This is a genomic window from Streptomyces narbonensis, assembly GCF_014649015.1.
Classification (GTDB): Bacteria; Actinomycetota; Actinomycetes; order Streptomycetales; family Streptomycetaceae; genus Streptomyces; species Streptomyces narbonensis.
In genome coordinates this window covers 74,513-90,850 of sequence record NZ_BMSF01000005.1, presented here as the reverse complement: position 1 = coordinate 90,850, position 16,338 = coordinate 74,513, and the positions used below count along the sequence as shown (strand labels likewise).

At 74.3% G+C, this 16,338-nt stretch carries 15 protein-coding genes; 7 read left to right on the top strand and 8 right to left on the bottom strand.

Annotation, left to right across the window (positions count from 1 at the left end):
* The first annotated feature begins 222 nt into the window (after positions 1-222).
* From IE124_RS11120 to mgt, 3 genes are all read left to right on the top strand, one after another.
* Positions 223-834, top strand: a complete 612-nt coding sequence (locus tag IE124_RS11120) for a TetR/AcrR family transcriptional regulator (RefSeq protein ID WP_189507391.1) — start codon at positions 223-225, stop codon at positions 832-834.
* An 85-nt stretch (positions 835-919) separates the two neighbouring features.
* Positions 920-2,575, top strand: coding sequence for an acyl-CoA dehydrogenase family protein (locus IE124_RS11115; protein ID WP_189507389.1), 1,656 nt, complete (start codon positions 920-922; stop codon positions 2,573-2,575).
* 384 nt (positions 2,576-2,959) lie between these two features.
* Positions 2,960-4,180, top strand: coding sequence for a macrolide-inactivating glycosyltransferase (gene mgt, locus IE124_RS11110; RefSeq protein WP_189507387.1), 1,221 nt, complete (start codon positions 2,960-2,962; stop codon positions 4,178-4,180).
* 207 nt (positions 4,181-4,387) lie between these two features.
* Here mgt and secD read toward each other — a convergent pair whose 3' ends face one another.
* Complete coding sequence (secD, locus tag IE124_RS11105; RefSeq protein ID WP_229832364.1) at positions 4,388-6,712, bottom strand: protein translocase subunit SecD; 2,325 nt, start codon at positions 6,710-6,712, stop codon at positions 4,388-4,390.
* Between the two features lie 143 nt (positions 6,713-6,855).
* A complete protein-coding gene (locus IE124_RS11100) occupies positions 6,856-7,386 on the bottom strand; it encodes a hypothetical protein (protein WP_189507385.1) in 531 nt (176 codons plus the stop codon).
* Between the two features lie 274 nt (positions 7,387-7,660).
* Here IE124_RS11100 and IE124_RS11095 point away from each other — a divergent pair, with 274 nt between their 5' ends.
* On the top strand, positions 7,661-8,386 hold the full coding sequence (locus tag IE124_RS11095) for a lysophospholipid acyltransferase family protein (RefSeq protein ID WP_229832363.1): 726 nt from the start codon (positions 7,661-7,663) through the stop codon (positions 8,384-8,386).
* A 54-nt stretch (positions 8,387-8,440) separates the two neighbouring features.
* Here the strand turns inward: IE124_RS11095 and IE124_RS11090 are convergent, their stop codons facing one another.
* Positions 8,441-8,857 carry a DUF4345 domain-containing protein gene (locus IE124_RS11090; protein WP_189507383.1) on the bottom strand — a complete coding sequence of 139 codons (417 nt, stop codon included), beginning with the start codon at positions 8,855-8,857 and terminating at the stop codon, positions 8,441-8,443.
* A gap of 93 nt (positions 8,858-8,950) precedes the next feature.
* On the opposite strand from IE124_RS11090, the gene IE124_RS11085 reads away from it, so the two are divergent.
* The gene (locus tag IE124_RS11085) at positions 8,951-9,559 is read left to right on the top strand and encodes a TetR/AcrR family transcriptional regulator (protein ID WP_189507381.1); all 609 of its coding nucleotides are present in this window, start codon (positions 8,951-8,953) and stop codon (positions 9,557-9,559) included.
* 39 nt (positions 9,560-9,598) lie between these two features.
* On the opposite strand, the gene IE124_RS11080 is transcribed toward IE124_RS11085, so the two are convergent.
* From IE124_RS11080 to IE124_RS11060, 5 genes are all read right to left on the bottom strand, one after another.
* Positions 9,599-10,666, bottom strand: a complete 1,068-nt coding sequence (locus IE124_RS11080) for an enoyl-CoA hydratase/isomerase family protein (RefSeq protein WP_189507378.1) — start codon at positions 10,664-10,666, stop codon at positions 9,599-9,601.
* Between the two features lie 343 nt (positions 10,667-11,009).
* A complete protein-coding gene (locus tag IE124_RS11075) occupies positions 11,010-11,693 on the bottom strand; it encodes a GNAT family N-acetyltransferase (RefSeq protein ID WP_189507376.1) in 684 nt (227 codons plus the stop codon).
* Between the two features lie 286 nt (positions 11,694-11,979).
* Complete coding sequence (locus IE124_RS11070) at positions 11,980-12,681, bottom strand: ribonuclease H family protein (protein ID WP_189507374.1); 702 nt, start codon at positions 12,679-12,681, stop codon at positions 11,980-11,982.
* A 54-nt stretch (positions 12,682-12,735) separates the two neighbouring features.
* Entirely contained in the window at positions 12,736-13,653 is a 918-nt protein-coding gene (locus tag IE124_RS11065) for a phosphatase domain-containing protein (protein ID WP_229832362.1), read from the bottom strand.
* 2 nt (positions 13,654-13,655) lie between these two features.
* Positions 13,656-14,864 carry an RNA ligase gene (locus tag IE124_RS11060; protein ID WP_189507372.1) on the bottom strand — a complete coding sequence of 403 codons (1,209 nt, stop codon included), beginning with the start codon at positions 14,862-14,864 and terminating at the stop codon, positions 13,656-13,658.
* A 192-nt stretch (positions 14,865-15,056) separates the two neighbouring features.
* On the opposite strand from IE124_RS11060, the gene IE124_RS11055 reads away from it, so the two are divergent.
* The gene (locus IE124_RS11055) at positions 15,057-15,458 is read left to right on the top strand and encodes a hypothetical protein (RefSeq protein WP_189507370.1); all 402 of its coding nucleotides are present in this window, start codon (positions 15,057-15,059) and stop codon (positions 15,456-15,458) included.
* A 122-nt stretch (positions 15,459-15,580) separates the two neighbouring features.
* The gene (locus IE124_RS11050; protein ID WP_189507367.1) at positions 15,581-16,162 is read left to right on the top strand and encodes a dienelactone hydrolase family protein; all 582 of its coding nucleotides are present in this window, start codon (positions 15,581-15,583) and stop codon (positions 16,160-16,162) included.
* Positions 16,163-16,338: the final 176 nt, after the last annotated feature.

The window sequence follows — 16,338 nt, the reverse complement described above, 5'->3', positions numbered from 1 at the left end:
TGCAGGTGCAGTGCAGGTGCAGTGCAAGTGCAGTGCAGTGCAGTGCAGGTGCAGGTGCAGGCGGCCTTCCCCGAGGCCGCGCGCGGCCGGTCCGCCCGAACGAACGGCATTGTCCAGCAGGGCACTGAGACGCATCACCTCGCATCGCCTTCTTCCTTCTGACATGCCTCGTCGGTGTGCGCAGCCATGGCGGGAAGCTCTGAATGGTGCTTCACTTCTTCCATGGCCTACCGCAAGACCCCCGCAGAGATTCGCCGGCTCGAATCCGCCCGTGACCATCTGGTCGCCCGGGCGACCGAGGTCGTCGCCGAGGTCGGCTGGGCGCAGGCGTCCGTGACGGCGGTCGCCGACGCGGCGGGGATCGCGGCCGGCTCGGTCTACCAGCACTTCCCGTCCAAGGCGGCGCTCGCCGTCGAGGTGTTCCGGCGTGCCTCCGGGCACGAGGTCGAGGTCCTCGGCGAGGTGCTGCGCTCCGAGGGCGATCCCGTCGAGCGCCTCGCCCGGGGCGTCGAGACCTTCGCCCGGCGTGCCCTGGAGAACCGCGGTCTGGCGTACGCGCTCCTCGCCGCGCCGGCCGAGCCGGCCGTCGGCGCCGAGCGGCTCGCCTACCGCCTCCGCTACCGGGCCCTGTTCGCCGAGACGGTCGAGCAGGGCATGGCGGCGGGGCTGCTGCCTCCGCAGGACGGGCGAGTCACCGCAGCCGCCCTCACCGGGGCGATCGGTGAGGTCCTCGTCGATCCGCTCGGCACCCCCGACGAGGGCAGCACCGAGGAACTCCTCGTCGAACTCGTCGCCATGGCCCTGCGCTGCGCGGGCGCGGAACCGGCGCCGTGACGTCGCGGACCCCGCCACCTGCGGCGACTCCTCGGCAACGACGTACGCGCACTCCCTTCCACCACTCGCCACCTGGAGGAATCCGATGACCGCCACCGTCCCCCGCACCGCCCCGAGCGCCGTGACGCACGAGGTGACCAACCAGCCCCCGCCGCTCACCGGCCACGACGTGGCCGACGACCCGGTGCTGATCGAGGGTGTGCGCCGGGAGGGCGCGGAGTGGTACCTCGACGACCTGCACCGGATCGGCCGGCTCGCGGGCAGTGAGGAGACGCAGCGCTGGGCCGAGGAGGCGAATCGGTACGAGCCCGTGCTACGCACCCACGACCGCTACGGCCACCGCGTCGACGAGGTCGACTTCCACCCCTCGTACCACTCCCTCATGGACGTGGCGGTGAGCGAGGGGCTCGCCGGCAGTGCCTGGGCCGATCCGCGGCCCGGCGCCCATGTGGCGCGCGCCGCCGGGTTCATGGTGTGGAGCAGCACCGAGGCCGGGCACGGCTGTCCCGTCTCCATGACGTACGCGGTCGTCCCTGCCCTGCGCCGCTCCCCCGAACTCGCCGCGCTCTACGAGCCGTTGCTCACCAGCCGGGTGTACGACCCGGGGCTGCGCGCGCCCGGCGGGAAGCGCGGTCTGCTGGCCGGGATGGGCATGACGGAGAAGCAGGGCGGCACAGACGTCCGCGCCAACACCACCGTCGCCGAGGAGCAGCCGGACGGGACGTGGCGGCTGCGCGGGCACAAGTGGTTCACGAGCGCGCCGATGAACGACCTCTTCCTCGTCCTCGCCCAGGCGCCCGGCGGTCTGTCCTGCTTCCTCGTGCCGCGGGTGCTGCCCGACGGCAGCCGCAACACGTTCCGCATCCAGCGGCTGAAGGACAAGCTGGGCAACCGCTCCAACGCCAGCAGCGAGCCCGAGTTCGACGACACCGTCGCCTGGCTCGTCGGCGACGAGGGCAAGGGCGTGCGCACCATCATCGACATGGTGACCATGACCCGGCTGGACTGTGTGCTGGGCTCCGCCTCCGGCACGCGCGCCGCGCTCGCGCAGGCCGCCCACCACGCGCGCCACCGGTCCGTCTTCGGCGCGCGGCTCGTCGAGCAGCCGCTGATGCGGAACGTCCTGGCCGACCTGGGCCTGGAGTCCGAGGCGGCGACCGCTCTCGCGCTGCGGCTGGCCGGCGCGGCGGACCGTGCCCAGCGCGGTGACGCCGGGGAGCGGGCCTTCCTGCGGCTGGCCACGGCGGTCGGCAAGTACTGGGTCTGCAAGCGGCAGCCGGCCGCGGTCGCCGAGGCCCTGGAGTGCCTCGGCGGCAACGGCTACGACGAGGCGTCCGGCCTGCCCCGTCTCTACCGCGACGCGCCGCTCAACGGCATCTGGGAGGGCTCCGGCAACGTCAACGCGCTCGACCTGCTGCGTGCGCTGGCCCGTGAGCCGGAGTCCCTCGAAGCCTTCGGCGCGGAGATCGAGGCGGCCCTCGGGGCGGACCGGCGGCTCGACGCCGCGTGGCGGGAGCTGCGCGCGGAGCTCGTCCTCACCGAGGACGCGCAGCTGCGCGCCCGGCGGCTCGTCGAGCGGGCCGCGCTCGTGCTCCAGGGTTCGCTGCTGGTCCGGCACGCGCCGGCCGCCGTCGCGGACGCGTTCTGCGCGTCGCGCCTCGCCGGCGACCGCGGTCTCGCCTTCGGCACCCTCCCGGCGGGCACGGACTTCGCGGGACTGCTCGACCGCCTGCCCCGGTAGCCGAGGCCCCGGCCGGCACCCGACACCCGGCACCGGCACCCGCCACGCGGCACCGGCACCCGGCACCCGCCACCCGGCACCCGGCCGGGTGACCGGTATCGAGCCCCGGCATCCGACACCGTCCAGGTGACCGTTCGAGCCCGGCACCAGACGTCCGGCCACGTGACCGGTATCGAGCCCGGCAACCGGACCCGCCGGGCAGCCGCCCCTTCCGCGACAGCCGGCGCCCCGCCCGTCAGCCCGCCGTTCCCCGCTCGCTCCACCGAACGGCAGTCCCGGCGCCCGCCCTTCTCGTACGGGGGCGGGCGCCGGGGCCTCTCCCGCCGCCCAGACCGGACTTCGCGGCGGTCAACGGCACGTATCGCCGTATCTAGGGTGGCCGCCATGACCCCCGCTCCCCCCGCCCACCTGGCCATGTTCTCGATCGCCGCCCACGGACACGTGAACCCGAGCCTGGAAGTCATCCGTGAGCTCGTCGCGCGCGGCCACCGCGTCAGTTACGCCGTCCCCGCCCCCTTCGCCGAGAAGGTCGCGGATACGGGAGCCACGCCCGTCGTCTACGCCTCGACGCTGCCGACCGACGACGACCCGGACGCCTGGGGCACGGAGCTCATCGACCACGTCGAGCCGTTCCTCAACGACGCCGTGCAGGCCCTGCCGCAGCTCGCCAAGGCCTTCGAGGAGGACGTGCCGGATCTCGTGCTCCACGACATCACCGCCTACCCGGCCCCCGTGCTCGCCCACACCTGGGGCGTGCCCTCGCTCTCCCTGTGGCCGAACCTCGTGCCGTGGGAGGGATACGAGGAGGAGGTCGCCGAGCCGATGTTCGCCGAGCTCAAGGCGTCGCCGCGCGGCAGGGCGTACTACGCGCGGTTCGAGGCGTGGCTGGCCGAACACCGGGTCGACACCCACCCGGACCGGCTGATCGCGCGGCCGAGGCGCGCGCTCGTGCTCATCCCCCGGGCGCTCCAGCCGCACGCCGACCGGGTCGACGAGTCCGTCTACACCTTCGTCGGCGCCTGCCAGGGCGCCCGCGCCGACCAGGGCGAGTGGCGGCGGCCGGCGGGTGCGGAGAAGGTGGTCCTGGTGTCGCTGGGGTCCTCCTTCACGAAGCGGCCGGAGTTCTACCGGACCTGCGCGGAGGCGTTCCGCACGCTTCCGGACTGGCATGTCGTCCTGCAGATCGGAAGGTTCGTCGATCCCGCCGAGCTCGGCGAGCTTCCGGGCAACGTCGAAGTGCACTCCTGGGTACCCCAGTTGGCGATCCTGCGGCAGGCCGACGCGTTCGTCACGCACGCGGGCGCGGGCGGCAGCCAGGAGGGTCTGGCCACCGCCACGCCGATGGTCGCCGTCCCGCAGGCCGTCGACCAGTTCGGGAACGCCGAGGTGCTCCAGGCCCTGGGGGTCGCCCGGCACCTGCCGATGGAGGACGTCACCCCCGAGCGGCTGCGCGAGGCCGTGCTCGCCCTCGTCGGCGACCCCGAGGTGGCCCGCCGGGCGGCCGCGATCCAGGCGGACATGGCGCACGAGGGCGGCACGCTCCGCGCCGCCGACCTGATCGAGTCCGAGCTGTCCGGGCCCGACCGGGGCCTGCGGCGCGGCTGAGTGCCCGGGGCGTCAGCGGCTCAGCCCGCCGGGGATCGCCGACTCAGCCCGGCAGGCATCGCCGCCTCAGCCCCCTGGGGGTCGCCGCTGAGCCCGCCGGGGATCGCCGACCCTGCCCGCGGGGGATCGCCGGTTGAGCACCCCGGGGGATCGCGATCGCCGGATGAGCTCCCTGCGGGCAGTCGCCGTGCTCCCTGGGATCCCCCGTCACACCACCGCCCCCGTGCGGTCCCGGCCCGAGCCCGCCCGCTGTCGCGGAGCGGTCTCGCCTCGGGGAGCGGGCGCCGGGTGGCGGGACTCCAGGGTGACGGCCAGCGGCATCGCGGTGAAGACGGTGGACGCCATGCCGAAGACCACTCCGGCGAGCACGGCGACGGAGAAGTCCGTGAGCGAGTCGCCGCCCAGGACGGCCAGGGCCACCAGGACGAAGAGCGCGCCCATGCCGGTGTTGACCGTGCGGGGGAGGGTCTGGGCGATCGCCCTGTCGGCGAGGTCCGGGAGCGGGACGCCGCCGCCCCGGCGCCTCAGTTCGCGCAGCCGGTCGAGGACGACCACGGAGTCGTTGACCGAGTAGCCGACGACGGTCAGCAGCGCGGCGAGGAACACGCTGTCGACGGGCTTGCCCAGCCAGGCGAACAGTCCGACGACCAGCAGCACGTCCTGGGCCATGGCCGCGACCGTGGCCGCCGCGTACGTCCAGCGGAACCGGACGGTCAGGTAGAGGAGCTGGGCCGCCACCGCGAGGCCGAGGGCGATAAGGGCGTGGGTGCGCAGCTCGCCGCCGAGGCTCGGGCCGATCAGGTCGTCGCGCTCCACGGCAACCGGTCCCGTGGCACGGCCGAGCGCCTCGCGGATCTCCCGCTGTTCGTCGTCCCCGGTCTCCCGGGTGCGTACCGAGACGGATCCGTCGCCGGTCGTCTGGACGACGGCGTCGGAGAAGCCCGCGCCTGCGACGGCCGCGCGTGCCGTGTCGGCGTCCACGGGGCGTTCGGCGGCGTACTGGACGACCCGGCCGCCGGTGAACTCGATGCCGAGCTCCAGTCCCCGGACGCCGATCCCGGCCAGGGCCACCAGCAGGAGCGCGGCGCAGCCGGTCAGCCAGCTGCGGCGCCGGACCATGAGCCGGGGCACGCGCCGGTTGAGCCGCTTCCGCAGCCGGCCGAGGCCGGCGATGCCGGTGATCGCGGGACGCCGGCGCACGGCGGGCAGCCGCAGCGCCCACTCCGCGAGGAGGCGGGTGATGACCATGGCAGTGAGCATGGAGGCGACGACACCGATCGCGAGCGTCACCCCGAAGCCCTTGACCGGGCCCGAGGCGAAGACGAAGAGCAGGCCCGCCGCGATCAGGGTGGTGACGTTGGAGTCCGCGACGGCGCTCCACACCTTGCCGAAGGCCGTCGCCACCGGCCGGCGCGGGTCACGCGCGGCGGCGGGCCGGCCCAGGGCCGCGTACTCCTCCCTGGCCCGTTCGAAGACGAGGACGTTGGCGTCGACGGCGATGCCGACGGCCAGGACGAAGCCCGCGAGTCCGGGCAGGGTGAGGGTGGCTCCGAGGGCGACGACGGCGGCGTACGAGATCAGTCCGTACAGCAGGAGGGCGAGGGTCGCGAGGAGGCCGAGGAGGCGGTAGACGACGATGACGAAGACGCCGGTGCAGGCCAGGCCGATCACGGCGGCGAGGGCGCTGGCGCGGATGGCGTCGGCGCCGAGCGTCGGTCCCACGGTGCTCTGTTCGACGGTCGTCACGGGGACGGGCAGCGCGCCGCCCTGGACGAGCGCGGCGAGGTCGCGGGCCTCCTTCCCGGAGAAGCCTCCGGTGATCTGCGCGGAGCCGCCGCCGATGCCCGACCCGCAGGGGACGCCGGTCTGCATGGCGGGTGCGGAGACGATCCGGTCGTCGAGGACGATCGCGACCCTGCGGGCCGGGTCTCCGGGCGCCGCGCAGGCGGCGTCGCCGGTGAGCCGCGCCCAGGTGGCGGCGGCCCGGTCGCGGAAGGAGAGGTCGACGGTCCAGCCGCGGCCGGTCGCGGTGTCGAGGACGGCCTCGGCCTCCTCGACTCCCTCGCCGGTGAGGGCGGGTGCGGCGAGCGCAAAGAAGCTGCCCGGGGCGTCGGGGTCGGCGAGGACGCGCTTGCCGTCGGCGGCCGCCGGTCCGGCCGGTCCCTGGGCGGCGCCGCTGACGGCGTGGAGGGTGAGCTGCGCCGTGCGGCCGATGACCTCGGCGGCCTGGCGCGGGTCGCGCAGGCCGGGAAGTTCGACGACGATGCGGCGCTCGCCGGAGCGGGCGAGGGAGGGCTCGGCGACGCCGAGGCCGTCGACGCGCTTGCGCAGGACCTCCAGGGCGCGGTCGGTGGCCGCCGCGTCGGCGCGGACGGTGGGCGTATCCCGGGTCTCCAGGACGATGCGGGTCCCGCCGCGGAGGTCGAGTCCGAGGCGGGGCGGGGTGGTCAGGGTGATCCAGACGGAGAGCGCGACGACGGCGAGCGCGAGGAGCGCGCGCCAGAGGACGGCACGGGAGGACAAGGAGGACATGCGTGACTCCACGGGCGGCGCACGGTCGGCGGGCCGCCAGTGGCGGGGCCCTGCCGTCCGTGCCGGACGAACGGTCGGATACGCGCCGATGAAGGGCCGGTCCGGGGCATGCCGATGGCCCGGACGGCGGGCGCGGGAGAACGTCAGCTGTGCCGGGGAGCAGGGGGGCCGCGGGAGTCGCGCGGTTCGTGGCGGTCGCCGGGCGGCGCGCGCTCACGACGGGGACCGCCCGCGAGGACACCGCGGGCGGGTACGGAGAGGTCGGGCACCGCGGCGGCCGGCGCGGCGGGCGGCGCCGGGAAGCGTACGGAGTGCTCGACGGCCGCCGGGAGTTCGGCGACGGTGTCGGACGCGAGGTGCGGATCCGGCGGCGGCGTGACGGGGCGCTTGGCGCCGACGTGCGGGGTGTGATCGGGAACGGATCCGACCGGCGCGGTGTGGTCCACCGCTTCGGTCGGCGCGCTGCGGTCCGGTGTTTCGGCCGGCGCGGTGTGGTCTGGTGTTTCGGCCGGCGCGGTGTGGTGCGAGGCTGCGGAGCACGCGGATACGGACACGGACGCGCGGGCGGGGGCTGTCGCCGCCTGGGCGCTCGGCGTCTGGAGCAGGAGCAGGGACCACAGGGCGCAGAGGACCACGGTCAGGAGCGCCGTGAGCTGTCGCGCGGCACGTACCACTGGTTCCGCCCCCCTCTCCCGTACTCCGCTGTTTCCCCGTCAGGTGTGTGCTCGGGCCTCAGCGTAGACGAGGCGGCGCCGAGGTGGGCTCGGAAGCGGCCAGTATTCGATCTTTGTCAACCGCCGCCTCGGCCGGCTCCACCGGCGCGGGCGCGGATCCGGGACTGGGTGCCGCGCGCACGGCGGATGAGTACGCGTGCTCATGTCCGCGCCGCGGAGCCTCGGGACGATGGTCCTGTTCACCGCTTCGTGCTCGGATCCAGGGGGCCCGCCCGTGCTCAGCCGTCTCGCCGCGAACCTCGTCCCGTTCTTCGGTCGTCTCACCGTCACGACCGACCCCGGGACCCGTCTCGAACCCGGCAGCATCCTCGTCGTCAACCACACCTCGCTGGCCGACCCGGCGCTCGTGCTCGCCGCGCTGCGCGGGCGGTTGGCCGTCGAGCCCGTCCTGCTGGCCGCGGCGGGCCTCTGGCGGGTCCCGCTGCTCGGCCGGGCACTGGCCCGCGAGGGTCACGTGCCGGTCCACCGGAACTCGGCGCGGGCCGCCGCCGCACTGGACCACGCGGCGGTGGCGCTCGCTTCGGGGCGGCACGTGATGCTGTACGCGGAGGGCCGTATCCCGCCCCGCGGGGACGCCGCGGAGAACCCGCCGGAGCTGTTCCGCACGGGGCTCGCGCGGCTGGCGCGGGCGACCGGGGCGCCGGTCGTCCCGATCGGGCAGGCCGGCGCCCGCCGGATCACCTCGGGCGGGCGCACGAAGCAGATCGCCGGGGTCCTCACGGCGCCCGTGCGCAGACCCGGCCTGCACGTGCACATCGGTGCGCCGATCCGGCTGCCCGAGGACGTGACGGCGGCGACCGCCTTGGCCCACGGTGCGGTGACCGAGGCCTGGCGGACGGCGGCGGGGGCTCTCGGCGAGCCGGCGGCGCTCGGGCACGAGACTCCTCGCGTCACGCCGTCGCGTCCCGGGTGGCGCCGGTCGGGCGGGCGCCGGGACTGACCCGCCCGCACCGGCCGGTCGGGTACCGGGGGCTGACGCGCCCGCGTCGGCCCGTCAGGCGGTCGCGCTCGGGGCGCGCGGCGCGGGGTTCGCCTTCTCCTCGGCGTCGGCGAGCCAGAACAGCAGCGGGGAGAGGGCGAGTTCGAGGGCGGCGAGTGCCAGCTGGAAGCCGTGGGGCCGTCCCTGGACGGCGAGGGAGAGGAGGCGGCCCAGGGCTCCCAGCAGGAACACCGCGGTGAGCAGGCGGACGGCGGTGGCGGGAATGGGCCGCTGCCTGGCCGCCCAGAGCCAGGCGAGGCCGTAGCCGGCGAAGATCGCGCCGAAGAAGCGGCCGAGGCTGTCGATCGTCGGGCCGGCCGACTCGGCGCCCGGGATCGAGGCGTTTCCGAGCAGGACGTGGGCGATCCCGATCGCCGCGCAGGCGTACCCCATCGTCAGGACGAGTCCCCGGAGCGTCTTGGCTCTGGTCATGTCGGCAACCCCCAGCTAGTGGACACACGTCCAGTAGACGTGTCCCCGTAGGGTACGGCCGCTTACTAGACGTATGTCAAGTAGAGTGGCGGGGTGCCTCCCCGCAGACGACTCAGCCCCGCCGACCGCCGCGCCCAGCTCCTGGGGGTCGCCGCACGGCTCTTCGCGGCGCAGCCGTACGACCTCGTCCTGATGGAGGACGTGGCCGAGCAGGCGGGGGTCTCCCGCGCGCTGCTCTACCAGCACTTCCCCAGCAAGCGCGATCTCTTCGCGGCCCTCTACCAGCAGGTCTCCGATGAGCTGCTCGCCAAGGCGCGGTTCGATCCCGACGACACGCTGGTCGAGCAGCTCGTGGAGGGGCTGGACGCCCACATCGAGTACTTCGCGGAGAACCGCAACACCGTCCTCGCGGCCAACCGCGTCCTGGCCGGGGACCTGCTCGTCCAGACGATCATGTCCGACGAACTCGACGCCCTGCGCGAGCGTCTCCTCGGCGTGCTGCCGCTCGCCGACGACCGGTCCCGGGAAGCCGTGTCCGCCGTGGTGAAGAGCTGGCTGGTCTTCGTCCAGGTGCTGTGCGTCGACTGGCTGACGCACGAGACGTGCACCCGCACCGAACTGCGCGACGTGTGCGTCGGCGCGCTCGTCGGCGCCCTGCGTCCCCTGCTCGACGAGGACCCGGCCCCCGACTGGCCCCGCTGAGGGGTGGGCCGGGGGCCTCGGGCCCCGCGGGCGCGGCTGTTACGCGTGCGGGAGCGCGGCCGCCAGGCCGAGGTCGCCGCCGGGCGGGGGCGAGAAGAAGCGGGTGACGTCCGCGTCCGTGACCTCGGGGAGCGTCGGCGGCGCCCAGCGGGGGTCACGGTCCTTGTCGACGACCTGGGCGCGGATGCCCTCGACGAGGTCGGGGGTGGTGAGTGCCGTGCAGGACACCCGGAACTCCAGGTCCAGGACCTCTTCGAGGGTCGCGAGCCCGCGGGAGCGGCGGAGGGTGGCCAGGGTGGCCTTGAGCGCAGTCGGGGACTTCGCGAGGAGGGTGGTGGCGGCCTCCTTGGCGGCCGGGACGCCGGTCTCGAAGAGCTGCTCGACGATCGCCTCGACCGTCTCCGGCCGATAGCAGGCGTCGATCCACGTCCGCTGCTCGGCCAGGACTCCGGGCTGTGGTGTCACGGCGTGCCGGGCGACGGCCTCGTCGGCGGGCAGGAGGGTCAGGTCCCTGGTCAGAGCGGGCAACGCGGCGGAGGGGACGACGTGGTCGGCGAGGCCGGTGAGGAGGGCGTCGGCAGCGCCGATGTGGGCGCCGGTGAGAGCGAGATGGGTGCCGAGTTCACCGGGGGCGCGGCCGAGGAGGTAGGTGCCGCCGACGTCCGGGACGAGGCCGATGCCTGTCTCCGGCATGGCGACCCTGGAGCGTTCCGTGACGACGCGGACGGAGCCGTGCGCGGAGACGCCGACGCCGCCGCCCATGACGATGCCGTCCATGAAGGCGACGTAGGGCTTCGGGTAGCGGGAGATGCGGGCGTTGAGCCGGTACTCGTCCCGCCAGAAGGCCGTGGACGCCGTGCCGCCGGCGCGGGCGTCGTCGTGGATGGCGCGGATGTCGCCGCCCGCGCAGAGGCCCCGCTCCCCCGAGCCCTCGATGACGACGGTGGTGACGGCCGGGTCGTGCTCCCAGTCGGTGAGGGCCCGGTCGACGGCGAGGACCATGGGGTGGGTGAGCGCGTTGATGGCGCGGGGGCGGTTCAGGGTGATGAACCCGGCCCGGCCCTCCGTCCGGAGGAGTACGTCGGGCGTTCCGGTCGGCACGATCACTCGGCCCTTTCCCTTGGCGGCTCGCTTTCCCGATCACCGTACCGGGCCACCGGCGGGCGGCTCGATCCGGTCGAACACGAACACCGGGGAGGCGGGCCGTCGTCGCGCCGGCACCGCGAGCTGGGCATCACGGCCGCGAGCCCGGCCTGATCGGCAAGACACCCCTAGGGGCGGGAAGGACTCATCCGCTTCTCGCGGATCCTGATTGCACGGTGCACGGCCAGCGATCGACCGCTACCCCGCGTCCTCTGTGGCGAGTCCTTCCCGTCCCTTCCATGGAACCACCGCTCACGTGAGGGCGCGAGCGCCCGTCGGAGCGGTGGTTCCGGGGTGTCGGGGCAGATCAGGCCGGGAGCAGGTCCTGGGGGACGCGCACCTGGCGGGGGGTCGCCATGCGGAGTTCGACGATGTCGCGGACCGTGGGCCACTCCTCGTCGAGGATCGAGTAGAAGGCCGTGTCGCGGACCGCTCCGTCGAGACCGCGCGAGTGGGCCCTGCGGACCCCTTCGCAGGTGGCGCCGAGACGTTCGATCGCGATCCGCGAGCGGGTGTTGCGGGCGTCGGCGCGCATCGTGATGCGGCGGACGCCCCAGGTTTCGAAGGCGTGCCGGAACATCAGGTACTTGGCCTCGGTGTTGATGCCGGTGCCCCGGGCGTCGCCGGCGATCCAGGTGTTCCCGATCTCGGCCGCGTCCGGGACGGCGGTCAGCGGATCGCCGTGGGGCAGGCCGGGAACGGGGGGCCAGATCAAGGGGCCCCGCCAGTAGTCGAGTTCGAGGAAGCGGGTCGAGCCGATGACTCGTTCGTCGGCCGTACTGACCACGGCGAAGGGCAGGCACCGGCCCGCCGCCTGATCCGCGAGGGCGCGGGCGATGTAGTCGAGGGCCGATTCGAAGCCGTCGGGCACGGGGGTGAAGGCGTAGGCCGCTCGGTCCGCCCCGCCGGCCCGGGCGAGGGCGTCGGCGTGCCGCATCGCCAGCGGCTCCAGGCGCACGGTGCGCCCGGTCAGGAGAACAGGTACTGGCACGGAACCTCGGGTCTTTCACGGGCAGGGAAAGCCGCCGGCGCGGGTGGTCCGCGACGGAAGCAGGGGGGAGGTTCTCGCCGGTGCCGATCACGTCAAGCGAGCGACAAACGAGCAGGTAAAACGGTTCGTCACCGGTGCGAGGAAGGACAGTATGCAGCCACAACAGCTCGGTGAACAGAACCCCGAACGAACCCGGATACACGCGTGGGTGAAGCCTCTCGGACACCCGGGTACGCCGGTCTCACGGGGCGGACGGAGCCGCCCGCCAGTCGGACGGTGAAGGTGCTCAGACGCAGGTGGGATGGCCCCAGCCCTCGGCGTTCTTCGCGATCGTCTCGCCCTTGTCGTACGCCTTCCCGCAGCGGCAGCGGCCGGAGAATCGGGCCTTGAGCGTGCCGCCGTTCGGGCGACCCTTGCGGGTCGAGGAGGGGCCGGACGAGCCGGACGAGCCGGAGGGCGCGGAGGAGCGCGAGCGGGGCGCGGAGGAGCGTGTCGCCGGTTCGGGCGGGGGCAGCGGGGAGCCGGCGGCGGAGCCGAGGGGCTCCTGCGTCCGGGCGCTGTGACTTGCCGCACGGTCGGCGGCGTCGTTCAGGGGGTCTCCGTCGACCTGGTGCGCGGGGACGTAGACGAAGTCGACGTCCCGGCCGGTGAGCAGCGAGTCGATCCGGACGACGAGGTCCTTGTTGGCGACGGGGGTGCCCGCCGCCGTCTTCCAGCCCTTGCGCCGCCAGCCCGGGAGCCAGGTCGTGACGGCCTTCATGGCGTACTGCGAGTCCATGCGGACCTCGGCGGGCACCGCCGGGTCGAGGGTTTCGAGCAGTCTTTCCAGGGCCGTGAGTTCGGCGACGTTGTTCGTCGCCCTGCCGAGGGGGCCCGCCTCCCAGCGGTCGACCGAACCGTCGGAACCGCCGATGACCCAGGCCCAGGCCGCGGGGCCGGGGTTTCCCTTGGACGCGCCGTCGCACGCCGCGATGATCTTTTCCACCATCCCACGATCCTGACACGGCGCCGGGGGCGGGCGGCCCCGCCCCCGGTCGGCCGGTCAGAAGTTGCCGTAGTTGACCTGCCAGGTGGGCAGGCCCATGCGGCGCCAGAGGGCGACGACGCGGTCGCGGTCGTCCAGGGAGACGCGGACGGCGTAGCGGTGGCGCACCTGGGCGTCGAAGAGCTCGGCCTTCACGATGTCGTCGCCGCGGCCGTCGCCGGAGGCGCGCATCCACAGCTCGTCGTAGGGCACGTCGTGGCGGGCGAGCCAGGCCTCGGTGATCTCGCGGTGGTCCTCGCTGCGCCCGGACAGCAGGACGATCCGGTCGCTCTCGGCGGCCCGGAAGGCACGGAGGGCGTCGCGCACGGACGCGTTGAGCAGGTCGATGTCGCAGCGCGTGAAGTCGTACGGGCCGCGGTCGCCGCGCAGCGCGAGGGTGCCGTCGATGTCGCACATCACTGCCGACGGGAGCGCCGGGTCGGGGACGTACGGCGTGCCCGCGGGCTCACCGCCGAGCCACTCGGCGGTGAGGCGCCAGCCGCCGCGGGTGGCCTTGGCGTGCTTGTCGGCGAGGATCCTGATGATCTCCTCGCCGACGGGCCGCTCGCGGGCCGCGTCCCGGCGGACGCACTCGTCGACGGGGACGTGGGTGAAGTCGTGCACGAGGAAGGTGACCGGCCGGCCGGTGACGGCGGCCTTGAGCCGCTTCGGGATGTGCGGGGTCAGATGGGTGTTGTCGACGACGACGTCGAAGCCGTCGTCGACGGCGGACCGGACGGCCGCGTCCTGGATGTCGAGGACGGTCCGCTCGTGGGCGTGCGAGCGGCCCCGCTCGGGGGCGGGCACGTCGAGCATGGTCCGCAGGTCGTCCAGGTTGACCCGGCGCACGCGGCCCTCGGCCTCGGCCTGGAGGGCTCGGGCGGCCGTCGTCTTCCCGGAGGCCGGGAGGCCCGTCATGACATGGACCACAGGCACGGTCAGTTCTCCTCGTCGTGAGTGAAGGGGTCGGCCGCCTCGGGGCGCAGCTGGCGCCAGACGAGGAGGTCGGTGGGGCGCCCGTCGAGGCGCAGGAAGAGCAGCGCGCGCAGGGCCCGGTCGGGGACGTCCGCCGCGGCGCGGGCGAAGGCGGCACGGTCGCCCGCCAGGTGGGCGAGCTCAGCGTACGCCTCGTCGAGGGCCCGCTCGCGGCTCGCGGCGGCGGCTTCGAGGCGGGTGATCACCTCGCGGACCCAGGCGTCGAACTCGTCGGGGACCTGCTCCAGGAGGGCGTCGAGCGGCTTGCCGCCGGAGGCCTCGACCTCGGCGACGGAGCAGCCGATGCCCTTGGCCAGCTGTCCGGCGGGCAGGGCGGCGAAGCGCTGGATGCCGTGGCCGCGCCAGATGTCCCGCTCGGTGACGCCGGTGAGCACCTTGTGGAGGCGTACGTACTCGGCGATCTTGGCCTTGGCGCGCACGCCGGAGGCGAAGCGGAGCACGAAGCCCTCGGCGTCGGTACCGGTGGCGGGGGCGCCGCCCGGCAGGGTGTTGGACTCGGTCAGGGCGACGAGTTCGGCGACGGTCATGGCGGGCCAGACGCGGACGACGGAGCCGACGGGACCCCAGGGGCCCGCGGCCTCGGCAAGGGGCGTCTCGGTGCCGTCCGGGCCGAAGGCGGCGAGCAGGACGAGATCGCGGCGGTCGCCGTAGTTCACGACGATGCGGTTCTGCGGGTAGAGGATCTCGGCGAGGTACGTCACACCGGGGGTCAGGCCCGAGGTGTCGGTGTCGTCGAGCCGGCGCTGCGCCCAGGTGGCCTGGGTGCTCGTGAAGGAGCCCTTGGAGGCGGCGCGCCAGCGGCCGTCGTAGTGGAAGACGACGGCGAGGCTGCCGTCGACCTTGTCGTACACCTCGAAGGGCTCGTCGGGCAGCGGCGGCGCGTAGGGGCGGCCCGAGGTGTGTTCGGAGAGGTTGAAGAACTTGGGGAGGGGCAGCGCGACGATCCGTCCGGTGGTGTCGTCGGCGACGAGGCCCCGGCAGCGGGTGGTGGCACGGTTCCAGCGCTGTTCGTACTGGCACGCGCGCGTGTACGTGTAGATCGACAGAGGCAGCTCGGGGTGGCTCCTGCGGGCGATGTGCCCGGCCGCGAGGGCTTCGTCGAGCTCCTCGGGCGCCATCAGGTCGTGCAGAGTCAGGGTCGCCTGGCTCATGGGGTCCCTCCCGTTGGTCCGGTGATCCATTCTCACGGCGAGGCGATCCGGAGGACAGCGAATATTCCCCTGCGGGGGCCGGGATCGGGCAGGGCGGCGGGCTCCCCGAGCCCGGCGTGTCGGTGGTGCCCCGTAGACTCGCCGTCGCCCCCGCCGGTGACGGAACCGGCGCAGTCGAAGGAAGCGAGCCCCATGAACCACGCGGACGGCACGGCACCGATCTACGCCGAGCTCATACGGGAGCGGGGGGATGTTCCGGCCGACGTCCGCCAGGTCGCCGAGGAGGTGCTGCGTGACCTCAGCCGGGTGATCCAGGTGCCGCCGCAGGGGGTTGCGGGGCCGCAGGGCGGCGTCGCGCACGCCGGTGTCGGCGCGCAGCTGGCCGTCGCCGGGCACGCGGGCCCGATGGGTCAGGGCGGTCCGATGGGGCAGGGGCCGATGGGCCAGGGCGGTCCGATGGGCCAGGGCGGTCCGATGGGCCAGGGTGCCGCGATGGGGCAGGGCAGTCCGATGGGCCAGGGTGCCGCGATGGGGCAGGGCGCTGCCATGGTGCAGGCCGGCGCCGCCGTCATGCCGCACCGACCGATGCGCTGAGGACTTGCGCCCGGCCTCGGAGGTCCGAGGGCAGGGCATCTTGTCAGTGCCGTGGGTCACGATGTCTCCCGTAAGGCCCGTGCCGGTCGGACGGGCCCCGACGGAGACCAGGGGATGACCACATGGCCGAGGTTCTGCTCTTCCATCACGCGCTCGGGCTGACGGAGGGGGTCGTCGCGTTCGCCGACGAGCTGCGGCGGGCCGGGCACACGGTGCACGTGCCCGACCTGTACGAGGGCCGGACCTTCGACGACCTGGAGGCCGGGGGCGCGTACGCCCAGGAGGTCGGGTTCGGCGTCCTCACGGAGCGCGGCGAGCGGGCGGCCGAGGCGCTGCCGGCCGAGCTCGTGTACGCCGGGTTCTCGCTCGGCGTGCTGCCCGCGCAGAAGCTGGCGCAGTCCCGGGCCGGGGCGCGGGGCGCCCTGCTGCTGAGCGCCTGTGTGACGGAGGGCGCGTTCGGCCGTCACTGGCCGGAGGGCCTCCCGGTGCAGGTGCATGCGATGGAGCAGGACCCGTTCTTCGTCGAGGACGGCGACCTGGCGGCGGCACGCGAGCTGGTCGCGGACGCCGAGGGCCGGGAGCTGTTCCTGTACCCCGGGAGTGCGCACCTGTTCGCGGAGCGCGGGGCGGCGTCCTTCGTGCCGGAGGCGACCGGCGTGTGCGTCGAGCGCGTCCTCGGCTTCCTGGCCGGCCTGAAGGCGTAACGGACAGGCGCGCGGGCCGGGGTCAGCCGATCGGTGGACCCGCGGGTCGACCGTCCGACCGCCGGTCCGAGGCCGAGCGGCGGACCGTGCGGGGCCCCGCGCGGGCGGAGGATCGGGGCAGGCGCGGAGACCGCTCCCGAGCGGTGCCGTCCGCGTGTGCCCCGTACCGAGGAGTC